The organism is Streptomyces hydrogenans, assembly GCF_014656075.1.
GTDB classification, from domain to species: domain Bacteria; phylum Actinomycetota; class Actinomycetes; order Streptomycetales; family Streptomycetaceae; genus Streptomyces; species Streptomyces hydrogenans.
In genome coordinates, this window is record NZ_BNBS01000165.1 from 1 (window position 1) to 14,549 (window position 14,549).

General features: G+C 70.5%; 11 protein-coding genes, 4 tRNA genes and 1 pseudogene. 8 read left to right on the plus strand and 8 right to left on the minus strand.

Annotated elements, in window-relative coordinates; translation table 11 throughout:
- Positions 1 to 205 precede the first annotated feature (205 nt).
- Positions 206 to 298, minus strand: coding sequence for a putative leader peptide (locus IE321_RS43280; RefSeq protein WP_350811053.1), 93 nt, complete (start codon positions 296 to 298; stop codon positions 206 to 208).
- Between the two features lie 305 nt (positions 299 to 603).
- Here IE321_RS43280 and purF point away from each other — a divergent pair, with 305 nt between their 5' ends.
- Together purF and purM are read left to right on the plus strand one after the other, a co-directional pair.
- The gene (gene purF / locus IE321_RS37535) at positions 604 to 2,130 is read left to right on the plus strand and encodes an amidophosphoribosyltransferase (RefSeq protein WP_043224754.1); all 1,527 of its coding nucleotides are present in this window, start codon (positions 604 to 606) and stop codon (positions 2,128 to 2,130) included.
- Between the two features lie 52 nt (positions 2,131 to 2,182).
- A complete protein-coding gene (purM, locus tag IE321_RS37540) occupies positions 2,183 to 3,250 on the plus strand; it encodes a phosphoribosylformylglycinamidine cyclo-ligase (protein ID WP_043224753.1) in 1,068 nt (355 codons plus the stop codon).
- Positions 3,251 to 3,392: 142 nt separating this feature from the next.
- On the opposite strand, the gene IE321_RS37545 is transcribed toward purM, so the two are convergent.
- Both IE321_RS37545 and IE321_RS37550 read right to left on the minus strand, forming a co-directional pair.
- Entirely contained in the window at positions 3,393 to 3,647 is a 255-nt protein-coding gene (locus tag IE321_RS37545) for a DUF3073 domain-containing protein (RefSeq protein WP_043224752.1), read from the minus strand.
- 288 nt (positions 3,648 to 3,935) lie between these two features.
- Entirely contained in the window at positions 3,936 to 5,018 is a 1,083-nt protein-coding gene (locus tag IE321_RS37550) for a Leu/Phe/Val dehydrogenase (protein WP_226652053.1), read from the minus strand.
- A gap of 153 nt (positions 5,019 to 5,171) precedes the next feature.
- Here IE321_RS37550 and IE321_RS37555 point away from each other — a divergent pair, with 153 nt between their 5' ends.
- The gene (locus tag IE321_RS37555) at positions 5,172 to 6,026 is read left to right on the plus strand and encodes a DUF8083 family protein (protein ID WP_043224748.1); all 855 of its coding nucleotides are present in this window, start codon (positions 5,172 to 5,174) and stop codon (positions 6,024 to 6,026) included.
- Positions 6,027 to 6,573: 547 nt separating this feature from the next.
- Positions 6,574 to 6,780, plus strand: a complete 207-nt coding sequence (gene bldC, locus IE321_RS37560; RefSeq protein WP_003949541.1) for a developmental transcriptional regulator BldC — start codon at positions 6,574 to 6,576, stop codon at positions 6,778 to 6,780.
- A gap of 435 nt (positions 6,781 to 7,215) precedes the next feature.
- Here bldC and IE321_RS37565 read toward each other — a convergent pair.
- Together IE321_RS37565 and hrpA are read right to left on the minus strand one after the other, a co-directional pair.
- Positions 7,216 to 7,289 (minus strand) — tRNA-Asp (locus IE321_RS37565).
- Between the two features lie 96 nt (positions 7,290 to 7,385).
- The gene (hrpA, locus tag IE321_RS37570) at positions 7,386 to 11,390 is read right to left on the minus strand and encodes an ATP-dependent RNA helicase HrpA (RefSeq protein ID WP_190226207.1); all 4,005 of its coding nucleotides are present in this window, start codon (positions 11,388 to 11,390) and stop codon (positions 7,386 to 7,388) included.
- A gap of 129 nt (positions 11,391 to 11,519) precedes the next feature.
- On the opposite strand from hrpA, the gene IE321_RS37575 reads away from it, so the two are divergent.
- Complete coding sequence (locus tag IE321_RS37575; RefSeq protein ID WP_051842177.1) at positions 11,520 to 12,272, plus strand: DsbA family protein; 753 nt, start codon at positions 11,520 to 11,522, stop codon at positions 12,270 to 12,272.
- Positions 12,269 to 13,105 (plus strand): cytochrome c biogenesis CcdA family protein, encoded by an 837-nt coding sequence (locus IE321_RS37580; RefSeq protein ID WP_043224745.1) that lies wholly within the window; start codon positions 12,269 to 12,271, stop codon positions 13,103 to 13,105. The genes IE321_RS37575 and IE321_RS37580 overlap by 4 nt, the downstream gene beginning before the upstream one ends.
- A 204-nt stretch (positions 13,106 to 13,309) precedes the next feature.
- Here the strand turns inward: IE321_RS37580 and IE321_RS37585 are convergent.
- The 3 genes from IE321_RS37585 to IE321_RS37595 all read right to left on the minus strand — a co-directional run bounded on the left by IE321_RS37585 (position 13,310) and on the right by IE321_RS37595 (position 13,592).
- A tRNA-Phe gene (locus IE321_RS37585) sits at positions 13,310 to 13,383 on the minus strand.
- Positions 13,384 to 13,405: 22 nt separating this feature from the next.
- Positions 13,406 to 13,479, minus strand: a tRNA-Asp gene (locus IE321_RS37590).
- Between the two features lie 40 nt (positions 13,480 to 13,519).
- A tRNA-Glu gene (locus IE321_RS37595) sits at positions 13,520 to 13,592 on the minus strand.
- 105 nt (positions 13,593 to 13,697) lie between these two features.
- On the opposite strand from IE321_RS37595, the gene IE321_RS37600 reads away from it, so the two are divergent.
- Entirely contained in the window at positions 13,698 to 14,048 is a 351-nt protein-coding gene (locus IE321_RS37600; protein WP_043224744.1) for a metallopeptidase family protein, read from the plus strand.
- Between the two features lie 135 nt (positions 14,049 to 14,183).
- Positions 14,184 to 14,549: pseudogene (locus tag IE321_RS42530) on the plus strand (hypothetical protein); the annotation flags it as partial.

Here is a 14,549-nt window from a genome sequence, read left to right on the forward strand (position 1 = left end):
GGGGCGGGCGCCGCGTGGGCGGGGGCGGCGGCGCCGACGGCGGCCACCGCCGCGGCACCGGCGGCGGCACCGCCGAAGGCGCGGCGGGACAGGGGCGAGGACATGGCGGATCTCCAGGGGGGCGTACGGGTGTGCCTCCGTGCCCGGCGGGCGGGGGACGGCGCCGCGGACGGGGCGGGACGGAGGGGGAAGAAGGGGCGCGCGTTCAGGCGCGGCGACAGCCGGCGCTCGTGACACGGACGAGGTCCACGTGTCGGCGCTGGACGAGGGTGACCGAGCGGTCACGCGGGGGCTGCATGGGTCAGGAGCCTCGCCGAGGAGGGCGGGGGCGTCAACGCCGGAAGGTCGGGTCGACGCGCGTAGTTCGCGTGATCGAAACGCCGCCGACATCCCCGGTGCGTGCGTTCTGCGTCACATCGCGGGCCGGCGGAGGGGGGTGGTACGGGGCTTCGGTCGGAGCGGCCGGCCGGCGGGAACCCTTCCGGCGCCTGCCTTGTAGGCCCCTCCAAGTTCGCGACGATCTTCTGGTGGGATCGTACGAGGGCCGTGTGGGCCGCATTCCCCAATTCGGACCAGTGGTCGAGGTCCCCTAGACTCGAAGACGTGCCACGTGGTGACGGTCGACTCAATCACGACCTGCTTCCCGGAGAGAAGGGCCCCCAGGACGCTTGTGGCGTCTTCGGTGTCTGGGCTCCGGGTGAAGAGGTCGCAAAGCTCACGTACTTCGGGCTCTACGCCCTCCAGCATCGGGGTCAGGAATCCGCGGGAATCGCGGTCAGCAACGGCTCCCAGATCCTCGTCTTCAAGGACATGGGCCTCGTGTCCCAGGTCTTCGACGAGACCTCTCTCGGCTCCCTCCAAGGTCATATCGCGGTCGGTCACGCCCGCTACTCGACCACCGGGGCCTCCGTGTGGGAGAACGCCCAGCCGACCTTCCGGGCCACCGCCCACGGGTCCCTGGCGCTCGGCCACAACGGCAACCTGGTGAACACGGCGCAGCTGGCCGAGATGGTCGCCGACCTTCCCAAGAAGGACGGCCGCGCCACCCAGGTCGCCGCCACCAACGACACCGACCTGGTCACCGCGCTCCTCGCGGGCCAGGCGGACGAGGACGGCAAGCCGCTCACCATCGAGCAGGCGGCCGCGAAGGTCCTCCCCGAGGTCCGGGGCGCCTTCTCCCTCGTCTTCATGGACGAGCACACGCTCTACGCGGCCCGCGACCCGCAGGGCATCCGCCCGCTGGTCCTCGGTCGTCTGGAGCGCGGCTGGGTCGTCGCCTCGGAGTCCGCCGCCCTCGACATCTGCGGCGCCAGCTTCGTCCGCGAGGTCGAGCCGGGCGAGCTGATCGCGATCGACGAGAACGGCATCCGCACCTCCCGCTTCGCGGAAGCGAAGCCGAAGGGCTGTGTCTTCGAGTACGTGTACCTGGCCCGTCCCGACACGGACATCGCCGGCCGGAACGTGTACCTCTCCCGCGTCGAGATGGGCCGCCGCCTCGCCAAGGAGGCCCCCGTCGAGGCCGACCTGGTCATAGCGACGCCCGAGTCCGGCACCCCCGCCGCCATCGGCTACGCGGAGGCGTCTGGCATCCCCTTCGGCGCCGGCCTGGTGAAGAACGCCTACGTCGGGCGCACCTTCATCCAGCCCTCGCAGACCATCCGCCAGCTCGGCATCCGCCTCAAGCTGAACCCCCTCAAGGAAGTCATCAAGGGGAAGCGGCTGGTCGTCGTCGACGACTCGATCGTGCGCGGCAACACCCAGCGCGCCCTGGTCCGGATGCTCCGCGAGGCCGGCGCCGCCGAGATCCACATCCGGATCTCCTCCCCGCCGGTGAAGTGGCCGTGCTTCTTCGGCATCGACTTCGCCACCCGCGCGGAGCTGATCGCCAACGGCATGTCGATCGAGGAGATCGGCAAGTCGCTGGGCGCGGACTCGCTCTCGTACATCTCCATCGACGGGATGATCGAGGCGACCACCATCGACAAGCCCAACCTCTGCCGTGCCTGCTTCGACGGCGAGTACCCGATGGAGCTGCCGGACCCCGAGCTGCTCGGCAAGCAGCTCCTGGAGACGGAGCTGGCCGCCGGGCCGGCCGCCACCGCGGCCGCCGACGCCCTGCGCCGTCCGTGAGATCCCGCTGCACCCGCAGTGACGCAGTAACGACACGAAAGCTCTGAACCCCATGTCTCAGACCACTGGTGCCAGCTACGCCTCTGCGGGCGTCGACATCGAGGCGGGCGACCGCGCCGTCGAGCTCATGAAGGAGTGGGTGAAGAAGACGCAGCGCCCCGAGGTCCTCGGCGGCCTCGGCGGCTTCGCCGGCCTCTTCGACGCCTCCGCCCTCAAGCGCTACGAGCGTCCGCTGCTCGCCTCGGCGACCGACGGCGTCGGCACGAAGGTCGACATCGCCCGCCAGATGGGCGTGTACGACACCATCGGCCACGACCTGGTCGCGATGGTCATGGACGACATCGTCGTCTGCGGCGCCGAGCCGCTCTTCATGACCGACTACATCTGCGTGGGCAAGGTCCACCCGGAGCGGGTTGCCGCCATCGTGAAGGGCATCGCCGAGGGCTGTGTCCTCGCCGGCTGCGCCCTGGTCGGCGGCGAGACGGCGGAGCACCCGGGCCTCCTCGGCCCGGACGACTTCGACGTGGCCGGCGCGGGCACGGGCGTCGTCGAGCACGACCGCCTGCTCGGCGCCGATCGCATCCGTACGGGGGACGCGGTCATCGCCATGGCCTCCTCCGGGCTTCACTCCAACGGGTACTCGCTCGTCCGCCACGTGGTCTTCGACCGCGCCGGCATGAAGCTCGACCAGCGGGTCGAGGAGCTGGGCCGGACCCTCGGCGAGGAGCTCCTGGAGCCCACCCGGATCTACTCGCTGGACTGCCTGGCGCTCACCCGGACCTCCGAGGTGCACGCTTTCAGCCACATCACCGGCGGCGGCCTCGCGGCCAACCTCGCCCGGGTCATCCCGGACGGGCTGCACGCCACCGTGGACCGCTCCACGTGGGCCCCGGGCGCGATCTTCGACCTCGTCGGCACCGCCGGCCAGGTGGAGCGCCTGGAGCTGGAGAAGACCCTCAACATGGGCGTCGGCATGATGGCCGTCGTCCCCGCCGAGTCGGTCGACGCCGCCCTCACCACGCTGGCCGACCGCGGGCTCGACGCCTGGGTCGCCGGCGAGATCACCGAGCGCGGCGACAAGGACTCCGGCGCGGAGCTGGTCGGCGACTACGCGAAGTAGTCGAAAGACGCACGAACGAAAGAAGGGGCACCCCGCCGGGCGGGGTGCCCCTTCCTCGTGGTCTCCGGACCGTCACACCGCCCCTGAGCAGCACGAAAACTCGGTCCGGGAGATCCTGGACCGAGTTTCGGCGTTCAGAAGGTCAAGCGCGACGCTGCGACGACTGGGGACCGGACTCGTCGTCCTCGTCCTCGTCGTCGGTGTTGTAGAGATCCGCGTACTGCGCGTACGGGTCGTCTTCCTCGTCGTCGTCCTCGAACGGCTCGCCATTCGGCGGCTGGCTCGAAGTCGAAGCGCCCAGCTCATTGGCCAGACGCGACAGGTCAGTCCCGCCGCTGCTGTACTTCAGCTGGCGGGCGACCTTGGTCTGCTTGGCCTTTGCCCGGCCGCGCCCCATGGCTCGACCCCCTCGGTGACGGGGCTCGATGGCCCCAGAGTCTTGACACGCGTTCATGATGCGAAACGGGCTCTCGATGGAGAGACCGGTCCGTAGGGCTTCAACGGTACCTGTTTCCTCGGGTCTACGGTACGCCGCGCGCATCACATACCCCGGTACAGAACCATCGAGGTGCCCTTTCCTCGCTGGTCAATCGCGATTTTAACCTCTTCTGGGGGGTCGACCCGCCGACCGGCGTGAGCGAAGTCTCGCGGACGGCGGGCCGGTCACTCCCCGTGACCGGGCGGCTCAGCCGCGCCGGGCGTCGGCCATCCGCTGCTCGGCGATGCGGTCGGAGGCCGCGGCCGGCGGAATGCCGTCAGCCTTCGCACGTGCGAAGATCTCCAGGGTGGTGTCGAAGATCTTCGTGGCCTTCGCCTTGCACCGGTCGAAGTCGAAGCCGTGCAGCTCGTCGGCGACCTGGATCACGCCGCCGGCGTTCACCACGTAGTCGGGGGCGTAGAGGATCCCGCGCTCCACGAGGTCCTTCTCGATGCCCGGGTGGGCGAGCTGGTTGTTGGCCGCGCCGCAGACCACGCTCGCGGTGAGGAAGGGCACCGTCTCCTCGCTGAGCGCGCCGCCCAGGGCGCACGGCGCGTAGACGTCCAGCCCCTCGACGCGGATCAGGGCCTCGGTGTCCGCGACGACCCGCACCTGCGGGAACTTCTCGGTGATCCGGCGCACCGACTCCTCGCGGACGTCGGTGATGACGACCTCGGCCCCGTCGGAGACCAGGTGCTCCACGAGGTAGTGGCCGACCTTGCCGACGCCGGCGACGCCGACCTTCCGGCCGCGCAGCGTCGGGTCGCCCCAGAGGTGCTGGGCGGAGGCGCGCATGCCCTGGAAGACGCCGAAGGCGGTCAGGACGGAGGAGTCGCCGGCGCCGCCGTTCTCGGGGGAGCGGCCGGTGGTCCAGCGGTTCGTCCGGGCCACCACGTCCATGTCGGCGACGTAGGTGCCGACGTCGCAGGCGGTCACGTAGCGGCCGCCGAGGGAGGCGACGAAGCGGCCGTAGGCGAGGAGCAGCTCCTCGGTCTTGATCTGCTCGGGGTCGCCGATGATCACGGCCTTGCCGCCGCCGTGGTCGAGCCCGGCCATGGCGTTCTTGTACGACATCCCGCGCGCGAGGTTCAGGGCGTCCGCGACGGCCTCCGCCTCGGTCGCGTACGGGTAGAAGCGGGTGCCGCCGAGGGCGGGGCCCAGCGCGGTGTTGTGCAGGGCGATGACGGCCTTGAGGCCGGTGGCACGGTCCTGGCAGAGCACGACTTGCTCGTGTCCGCCCTGCTCCGAGTGGAACAGGGTGTGCAGGACGCCGTCGGATACAGCGGTCACGGTGGTGACTCCCAAGTACGAAGCGGCGGAGTGTCCCCCCTGCGGGTGGGGGAGGACACATTGCGCCACGAGATTAAGTCCTACCTGGGCGTAGAAAGGCCGGAGTGGGCCGGATCACCCCCTCGCGGAGTACCCGCGTGGAAGGATCGGGACATGTCGGTCGACTCCCCGCTGCTCGTCCCGTACGCCTCCTATCTGCGGGTGTACGAGCCTCTGGCCGCGTTTCCCGAGCCGGAGCGGACCCACTGGTCGCGGTACGTCCGCAGGCCGGGCACCCCGGGGGCCCAGGACGAACTGCGGCGCTCGCTGGCGGACCTGGTGCCGGTGCCGCCGGTTCCGGTGCCGGTGCACGAGAGCGGCGAGGCGTTCGTGGCGCACCTGGACGGGGTGGTGGTCGTCTGCCCGTGGCGGACCCGGCTGCGGGGCTGGCTGGCGCTGCGGGAGCTGGTGGCGGAGAACGGGCTGCCGGCCCCGGTCCTCGACGCGATGCTGCCGCCGGTCGTGCGGGCCCAGGTGGAGGCCGACCACGAGCGGTGGCTGGAGCGGAACCCGGACGCGCGGCCGTGGATCCGGACGGCGGTGTGGCAGGTGCCGCTGCGCTGGTTCGCGCTCTTCGGGGACGAGGAGCGGGTGTACGAGCCCGGGGACCGGGCGGCCGGCCGGGCGCCGGTGCTGCGCTACCGGACGACGATGGCGCAGGCGCGGCGGCGGCTCGCGCGGGCGCTGCGCGCGCTGCGGGACTCCCTGGACGAGGGGGCGATGACGCAGGGTCTGGTCGAGGTGGGCCGCTGGCTGGAGGAGTTCCATCCGCGGGCGCTGGTGGAGCTGGACTACGGCGGGCTCGTGCACGCGGTGGCCCAGGAGCGGCTGGCGGCGGACCGGTCGGCGGCGGACGTGGCGGAGGGGCTCGCGGCGCTGCGGTCGGGGGACGACAAGACGGCGGGCGAGGTGTACGAGCGGCTGGCGGAGCGCTGGCGGGCCGTCAGGGACCTGCGCCACGCGAATTGACATAGGTCGGGCATCTTCGTCAGGTGTGCATGGACAAGACATGTCCCGCCGGGGTAAATGATCTTCATGGCACCTGGCCGGATCGGCTTGTCCGGATCCGGCGGGACGTTGGTCCTGAACCGGGCCTTTGACTCAAGCGTGACGGACAGCACTAAACGCACCCTTGCGTCGATCGCCCACCCTCGTGCCAAAATAGGACAAGGAGTCCGGGGAGGGTTCCTTCCGTCCAACTTTGGGCGGAACGCTCAGCATTGCACTCTATGGGGGGTCTGAGGACTCCTGATCGCTCCTGTGACTGATCGTCACAGTGGCGTGACTGTCCGTTATGGCATGGTCAGTCGACTTCCGCCGCTGATGAACACCTGCGAGGGCAATTCCATCGGTTTGGCCGACGCGGCTGGACGGATGGTGTAGTTGTAGTGCCGAGGACAAGCCGTTCGTCCTATAACCGACTCGACCCGCTTCTGCCATTTCGGGCAAGGCGGGTCAAGGTGCAGAATTTAGAGGAAAGAACCGAGAAGGTTCGGTTCTCCCGAGGAGGCCGCTCATGACCGCTCGCACCCCTGATGCCGAGCCGCTGCTGACCCCTGCCGAGGTCGCCACGATGTTCCGCGTGGACCCGAAGACGGTGACTCGCTGGGCCAAGGCCGGCAAGCTCACGTCCATCCGCACCCTGGGTGGACACCGTCGGTACCGCGAGGCCGAGGTTCGCGCTCTGCTGGCGGGCATTCCGCAGCAGCGCAGCGAGGCCTGAGGCTTCGGCGAGACAAGCAACACCCCGTAACACCGGGCGCGTCCGGGTCCCCCAATCCGGTCTCCCGCCCCACAGCTCTGCCGGCGGTCCTGCCCCAACAGGTCACCGTCACCGATCGCGCTGGACTCCGCCGGGTCCAGCGCGATCGTCTTTTTGTGCCCCGGGTCACCTGTCGGACGTAGGTGCAATTGCACATATTAAATCGAGCCGTTGTATGAGTGGTGTAAACGAGGGGGTTCCGGAAGGACTTCAAGTGACTCCCGTCACACCACCGAAGGCTTGCCACTGAACAGCCTGCCACCCGGGCAGCGCCCTCCGACCCGCCGTTGGTCACCGGCCCGTGGGACTAAGGTCCCCCGTTCGGGTGGAGCTGGAACCCGCGTGCGGGAACACGAAGAAGGCCCGCATCGAGATGATGCGGGCCTTCTACCGAAGCGACTCTGACGGGACTTGAACCCGCGACCTCCACCTTGACAGGGTGGCGAGCTAACCAACTGCTCCACAGAGCCCTCGCAGCCGGTCTTCCTTGGCTGCGAGAAGAACTGTACAGCAGGTCAGCGGTCTGGTCGAACTCACCACCGGCGGGCGGCCCGCCGGTGGAACGCCTACCGCGCCGGGCCCGGCACGGCGGCGTCGATGGCCTTCACGATCCGCTTGTCCGACACCGGATGGGCCGTGCCCAGCGCGTGCGCGAAGTAGCTCACCCGCAGCTCCTCGATCATCCAGCGGATGTCCGTGACCTCCGCGGGGACCGGCCGGCCCTTCGGCAGCTGCTCCAGGAGCCACGCGTACTCGTCGAGCATCTCGTGGACCTTCTCCATGCGGGTGGTGTCCCGCTGCGCCCCGGTCGGCATCTGCTGGAGCCGCCGGTCCACCGCCACCAGATAGCGCATCAGGTCCGGCAGCCGCTTCAGGCCCGTACGGGTCACGAAACCGGCCGGCACGAGCCAGGAGAGCTGCGTCCTGACGTCCTGGAGGTTCGGCAGCAGCGCGGGGCTCGTGGTGGCCTTCAGGCGCCGCTCGCACGCCTGCCAGGCCGCCAGGACCTGCTGCACCTGGCCCACCGTGCGGACGGTCAGGTCCACCAGATCGGCGCGGACCGCGTCGTACAGCTTCCGGAAGGACTCCTCGTCCCACGCGGGGCCGCCGTGCCGGGCGATCAGCCGGTCGGCGGCGGCGGTGGCGCAGTCGTCGAAGAGCGCCTGGATCGAGCCGTGCGGGTTGGCCGACAGGGCCAGCTTCTGCTGGTTGGTCAGCTTCTCCGAGGCGAACTTCGCCGGGTTCACCGGGATGTTCAGCATGATCAGCTTCCGGGTGCCCCGCCACATCGCCTGCGCCTGCTCGGCCTCCGAGTCGAAGAGCCGTACGGCGACGCTGTCGCCCTCGTCGACCAGCGCCGGGTACGCCTTCACCGGCTGCCCGCCCCGCTTGGTCTCGAAGACCTTGGTGAGCGTCCCGATCGTCCACTCCCTGAGCCCCGTGCGCTCCAGGGAGGGCCCGGAGCCGTCCGGGCCCGCCGTGGCCGCCTGGGCGGCCTTGGAGAGCGCCTGACGGGCCTTGGGGCGCAGTTTCAGGCGCAGCGTCTCCAGGTCCTTGTCCTCGGCCAGCTTCCGGCGCCGCTCGTCGACGATCCGGAAGGTGATCTTGAGGTGCTCGGGGACCTTGGTCCAGTCGAAGTCCTCCGGCGTCAGCGGGACGCCGACCATCCGCTGGAGCTCGCGCGCCAGCGCCGTCGTCAGCGGCTCCTGCACGGGCACGACCGCGTCCAGGAAACGGCCGGCGAAGTTCGGCGCGGGCACGTAGTGGCGGCGGATCGGCTTCGGCAGCGAGCGGATCAGCTCGGTGACGACCTCCTCGCGCAGGCCCGGGATCTGCCAGTCGAAGCCCTCGTCCGTGACCTGGTTCAGCACCTGGAGCGGCACGTGCACGGTCACGCCGTCCGCGTCCGCGCCCGGCTCGAACTGGTACGTCACCCGGAACTTGAGCGCGCCCTGCCGCCACGAGTCCGGGTAGTCGTCCTTGGTGACGGCCCCGGCCTTCTCGTTGATGAGCATCTCGCGCTCGAAGTCGAGGAACTCCGGTTCCTCGTGCCGCTTGTGCTTCCACCACGAGTCGAAGTGGGCGCCGGACACGACGTGTTCGGGGACCCGCTTGTCGTAGAAGTCGAAGAGCGTCTCGTCGTCGACGAGGATGTCCCGGCGGCGGGCCCGGTGCTCCAGCTCCTCGACCTCGGTGAGCAGCTTGCGGTTGTCGGCGAAGAACTTGTGGTGGGTGCGCCAGTCGCCCTCCACCAGCGCGTTGCGGATGAACAGCTCGCGGGAGACCTCGGGGTCGATCCGGCCGTAGTTCACCTTGCGGTCGGCGACGATCGGGACGCCGTACAGCGTCACCTTCTCGAAGGCCATGACGGCCGCCTGGTCCTTCTCCCAGTGCGGCTCGCTGTACGTCTTCTTCACCAGGTGCTGGGCGAGCGGCTCGATCCACTCGGGCTCGATCCGGGCGTTCACCCGGGCCCAGAGCCGGGAGGTCTCCACCAGCTCGGCGGACATCACCATCCGCGGGGGCTTCTTGAAGAGCGCCGATCCGGGGAAGATCGCGAACTTGGCGTTCCGCGCGCCCAGGTACTCGTTCCGGGTGCCCTCGCGCCGGCCGTCCTTGGCGCCGTCCTTGCCGTCCTTGGAGTCCTTCACGTCCTTGAGGCCGACGTGGCTGAGGAGGCCGGAGAGGAGGGAGACGTGGATCGCCTGCTCGGGGAAGGACTCGTCGTCCCCGGGCTCGGTGAGGTGTATCCCCATCTGCTTGGCGACCGTGCGCAGCTGGGCGTAGATGTCCTGCCACTCGCGGATGCGCAGGAAGTTCAGGTACTCCTGCTTGCACATCCGGCGGAAGGACGAGGAGCCGCGCTCCTTCTGCTGCTCGCGGACGTACCGCCACAGGTTGAGGAAGGCGAGGAAGTCGCTGGTCTCGTCCTTGAAGCGGGCGTGCTGCTGGTCGGCCTGGGCCTGCTTCTCGGAGGGCCGCTCGCGCGGGTCCTGGATGGAGAGCGCGGCCGCGATCACCATGACCTCGCGGGCGCAGCCGTTCTTGTCGGCCTCCAGGACCATGCGGGCGAGCCGGGGGTCGACGGGGAGCTGGGAGAGCTTCCGGCCGAGCTGGGTGAGCCGCCGCTTCGGGTCCTTCTCCGCCGGGTCGATCGCGCCGAGTTCCTGGAGGAGCTGGACGCCGTCCCGGATGTTGCGGTGGTCCGGCGGGTCGATGAAGGGGAACTTCTCGATCTCGCCGAGGCCGGCCGCGGTCATCTGGAGGATGACGGAGGCCAGGTTGGTGCGGAGGATCTCGGCGTCGGTGAACTCCGGCCGGGTGAGGAAGTCGTCCTCGGAGTACAGCCGGATGCAGATGCCGTCGCTCGTACGGCCGCAGCGGCCCTTGCGCTGGTTGGCGCTGGCCTGGGAGATCGCCTCGATCGGGAGCCGCTGGACCTTGGTGCGGTGCGAGTAGCGCGAGATGCGGGCGGTGCCCGGGTCGATCACGTACTTGATGCCGGGGACGGTCAGCGAGGTCTCGGCGACGTTGGTCGCGAGGACGATCCGGCGGCCGGAGTGCGCCTGGAAGACGCGGTGCTGCTCGGCGTGCGAGAGCCGGGCGTACAGCGGCAGGATCTCCGTGTCGAAGAGCTTCTTCTTGGTGAGGGCGTCCGCGGTGTCGCGGATCTCCCGCTCGCCGGAGAGGAAGACCAGGACGTCGCCGGGCCCCTCCTTCTGGAGCTCGTCCACGGCGTCGCAGATCGCGGTGATCTGGTCCCGGTCGGACTCCTCGGAGTCCTCCTCCAGGAGCGGCCGGTAGCGGACCTCGACCGGGTACGTCCGTCCGGAGACCTCGACGATCGGGGCGTCGCCGAAGTGGCGGGAGAAGCGCTCGGGGTCGATGGTCGCGGAGGTGATGACGACCTTGAGGTCGGGGCGCTTCGGGAGCAGCTGGGCCAGGTAGCCGAGCAGGAAGTCGATGTTGAGGGACCGCTCGTGGGCCTCGTCGATGATGATCGTGTCGTAGGCGCGCAGCTCGCGGTCGGTCTGGATCTCGGCGAGCAGGATGCCGTCGGTCATCAGCTTCACGAAGGTCGCGTCGGGGTTCACCTGGTCGGTGAAGCGGACCTTCCAGCCGACGGCCTCGCCGAGGGGGGTCCTCAGCTCCTCGGCGACCCGCTCGGCGACCGTGCGGGCGGCGATCCGGCGGGGCTGGGTGTGCCCGATCATGCCCCGGACGCCCCGGCCCAGCTCCAGACAGATCTTCGGGATCTGGGTGGTCTTGCCGGAGCCGGTCTCACCGGCGACGATCACGACCTGGTGGTCGCGTATCGCCTCCAGGATCTCGTCCTTCTTCTGCGAGACCGGGAGCTGCTCGGGATAGGTGACGGCGGGCACGCGGGCGGCACGCCCGTCGACGCGTTCCTTGGCCTTGGCCGCCTCTGCGGCGATCTCGTCCAGGACGGCCTCGCGGGCCTCGGGCTTACGGATGCGGCGGGCGCCTTCGAGACGGCGGCCGAGCCGGTGGGAGTCCCGCAGCGAGACCCCGGCCAGGACGGACTGGAGGGCGGCGAAGGAAGTAGACATACGGAATCCAGGATCGCACCTGCGGCCGAGAAGCGGCGAACCGATTTACGAGCGGCGTTGCGGCCGGATTGTGGTGGCTTGAACACCTTGCTCACGGAGTGTTCCGGCCACGTGTCTAGAGTGCATGCCATGTCCAGCCCCCAGTCCTCCTCCAAGGCCCGTCCCGTTCTGATCGTCGCGGGCGTGGCCGTCGCCGCCGCGCTGCTCGGTCTCGTCTCCTACACCGCCACCAAGCCGGCCGACCCCTCCGCCTCCGGTTCCTCCTCCGTCGCGGAGGTCTCCGCGGCCCCGGAGGCCGGGGTGTACGAGCAGCTGGAGAAGTACGCCCGCCGGGACGCGTCCGACGGCCTCGCCCTGGGCCGCGCCGACGCGCCGGTCGTGCTGATCGAGTACGCCGACTTCAAGTGCGGCTACTGCGGGCAGTTCGCCCGGGACACCGAGCCCGCCCTGGTGAAGAAGTACGTCGAGAACGGCACCCTGCGCATCGAGTGGCGGAACTTCCCGATCTTCGGCGAGGAGTCCGAGGCGGTGGCCCGCGCCTCCTGGGCCGCCGGGCAGCAGGGCCGCTTCTGGCAGTTCCACAAGGCGGCGTACGCGGACGGGGCCAAGGAGAAGGGCTTCGGCGCGGAGCGGCTGCGCGCCCTCGCGGCCGAGGCCGGCGTGCCCGACCTGGCGCGGTTCGGGAAGGACAGCGAGGGCGCGGCGGCCCGCGAGGCCGTGCGGAAGGACCAGGAGCAGGGGTACGCGCTCGGCGCCTCCTCCACCCCGTCCTTCCTCGTCAACGGCCGCCCGATCGCCGGCGCCCAGCCCCTGGAGACCTTCACGGAGGCCATCGAGGCGGCGGCTTCGAGGGCCCGTACGTCCGCGAAGGGCTCCCGGTGACCTCCGGGATCGGCTACTTCGCCGCCTTCCTCGGCGGTCTGCTCGCCCTCCTCAGCCCGTGCAGCGCCCTGCTGCTGCCGGCCTTCTTCGCGTACTCGATCGAGAACCGGGCGAAGCTGGTGGCGCGGACCGCGATCCTCTACGCGGGCCTCGCCACCACCCTCGTGCCGCTGGGCGCGGCGGGCTCGCTGGCCGGCCGCTTCTTCTACGGCCACCGGGACCTGCTGGTGACCGCGGGCGGCTGGCTGATCATCGGTCTCGGCGTCCTCCAGGTCCTGGGCCTGGGCTTCGCCTCCCGCCGGATGTCGGAGGCGAGCGGCCGGATCCGCCCGACCTCGGCGTTCTCGGTCTACGCCCTCGGTCTGGTCTACGGCCTGGCCGGCTTCTGCGCGGGCCCGATCCTCGGCAGCGTCCTGACGGTGGCGGCGCTGAGCGGCAGCCCGGCGTACGGCGGTCTGCTGCTCGCGGTGTACGCGCTCGGCATGGCGGTGCCGCTGTTCGTGCTGGCGCTGCTGTGGGAGCGGTACGACCTGGGGCGGCGGCGCTGGCTGCGCGGCCGGCCGCTGCGGCTCGGGCGCTTCGAGGTCCACTCGACCTCGCTGGCGTCGGGCCTCTTCTTCGTGGCGCTGGGGACGCTGTTCCTGGTCTTCGACGGGACGACGGCGCTGCCGGGGCTGCTGTCGGTGGACGACTCCTTCGCCGTGGAGCGGCGGGTGGCCGAGTGGGGCCGGGCCGTGCCGGACTGGGCGCTGCTGGTCGGGGTAGTGGCGGCGGTCGGTCTGGTGGCGGCGGTGCGGAGCCGAGGCCGGGCCCGCGAGCGGCAGCCGGAGTGACGAGGGCCCGGCCGGGACGGAGCGCCCGGCCGGGCAGTCCGGGACAAAGGGGCAGTCCAGGGCGGAAGGGCCGTCCGGGACGGCGAGGACCGCTCGGTGGGGCGAGGGCCGCCCGGTGTGGCGAAAGCCCGGATCCGAAAAGGCGAAAGCGCGGCTCGGAAAACGGCGAAGGGCCCCGTTCGTGAGAACAGGGCCCTTCTTCTGTGGCTGGGGCCGGGGTCGAACCGGCGACCTATCGCTTTTCAGGCGATCGCTCGTACCAACTGAGCTACCCAGCCACGAAGCTGTTTCCAGCTTCGGCGACTCTGACGGGACTTGAACCCGCGACCTCCACCTTGACAGGGTGGCGAGCTAACCAACTGCTCCACAGAGCCTTGTTTGTGTACGAGCACTAGTCTCGCACACGGTTGTGCGTGCCCCCAACGGGATTCGAACCCGTGCTACCGCCTTGAAAGGGCGGCGTCCTGGGCCACTAGACGATGAGGGCTAACGGCCCCACCTGGGCGCTTCTCAGCGCCTCGGGGACGTGAGAAGCATATGGGATGGCGGGCGGTATCGCCAAAACGGTTTCCACCAGGGGGAGAATGGGCCCGTGCTGGAGATGACGCGCGAGGAGTTCGAAGAGCTTGTCGGCGAGGCCCTGGACCGGATCCCGCCGGAGCTGACGCGGCTGATGGACAACGTGGCGGTGTTCGTGGAGGACGAGCCCTCTCCGGACGACCCGGAGCTGCTCGGGCTCTACGAGGGGACGCCGCTGACCGAACGGGGCGAGTGGTACGCCGGGGTGCTGCCCGACCGGATCACGATCTACCGGGGGCCGACGCTGCGCATGTGCGAGTCCCGGGAGGACGTGGTGGCCGAGACCGAGATCACCGTGGTCCACGAGATCGCCCACCACTTCGGCATCGACGACGAGCGGCTGCACGCGCTCGGCTACGGCTGAGCCGGCCGCCGCGGCCGCGTGTCGCGGCGGGGAAGTCGAACAGGGGGCCGTCGCGCCGTGTCCCTTGCGGCGCCTGGGGAGTTGGGCAGGGGGACGCGTTCCTTCCCCGCCCATCTGTGTCCTGGAGGTGCCTCCGTGCGCCCTTTCCCCACCCGCGTTCGATGGGCCGCCGCCGCCCTCGCGGTCGCCGCGTGCGCCGGTCTGAGCGGCTGTATGAGTGTCGGCGACGAGAGCGCCCGGCCCGCGCCGGGGGCGAGCGGGGGGAAGCCCGGGGCCTCGGCCGAGCCGGACGGCGGCGGGACCGGGCAGCCGGACGGCGGTGGGGGCGCGTACGGCGGCGGACACGGTGACCGGCCCGGCGGGCCCGACGCGGCCGGCGGGGACGGGAGGACCCCGGTGCCCAGCGGTTCGCCCTCCGCCTCCGCCTCGCCCTCCGCGGGCGCGACCCCGGTGCCGGGGAAGCCCGGCGGGTCCGCGCCCGCCGGGACGCAGCCCGCGGGC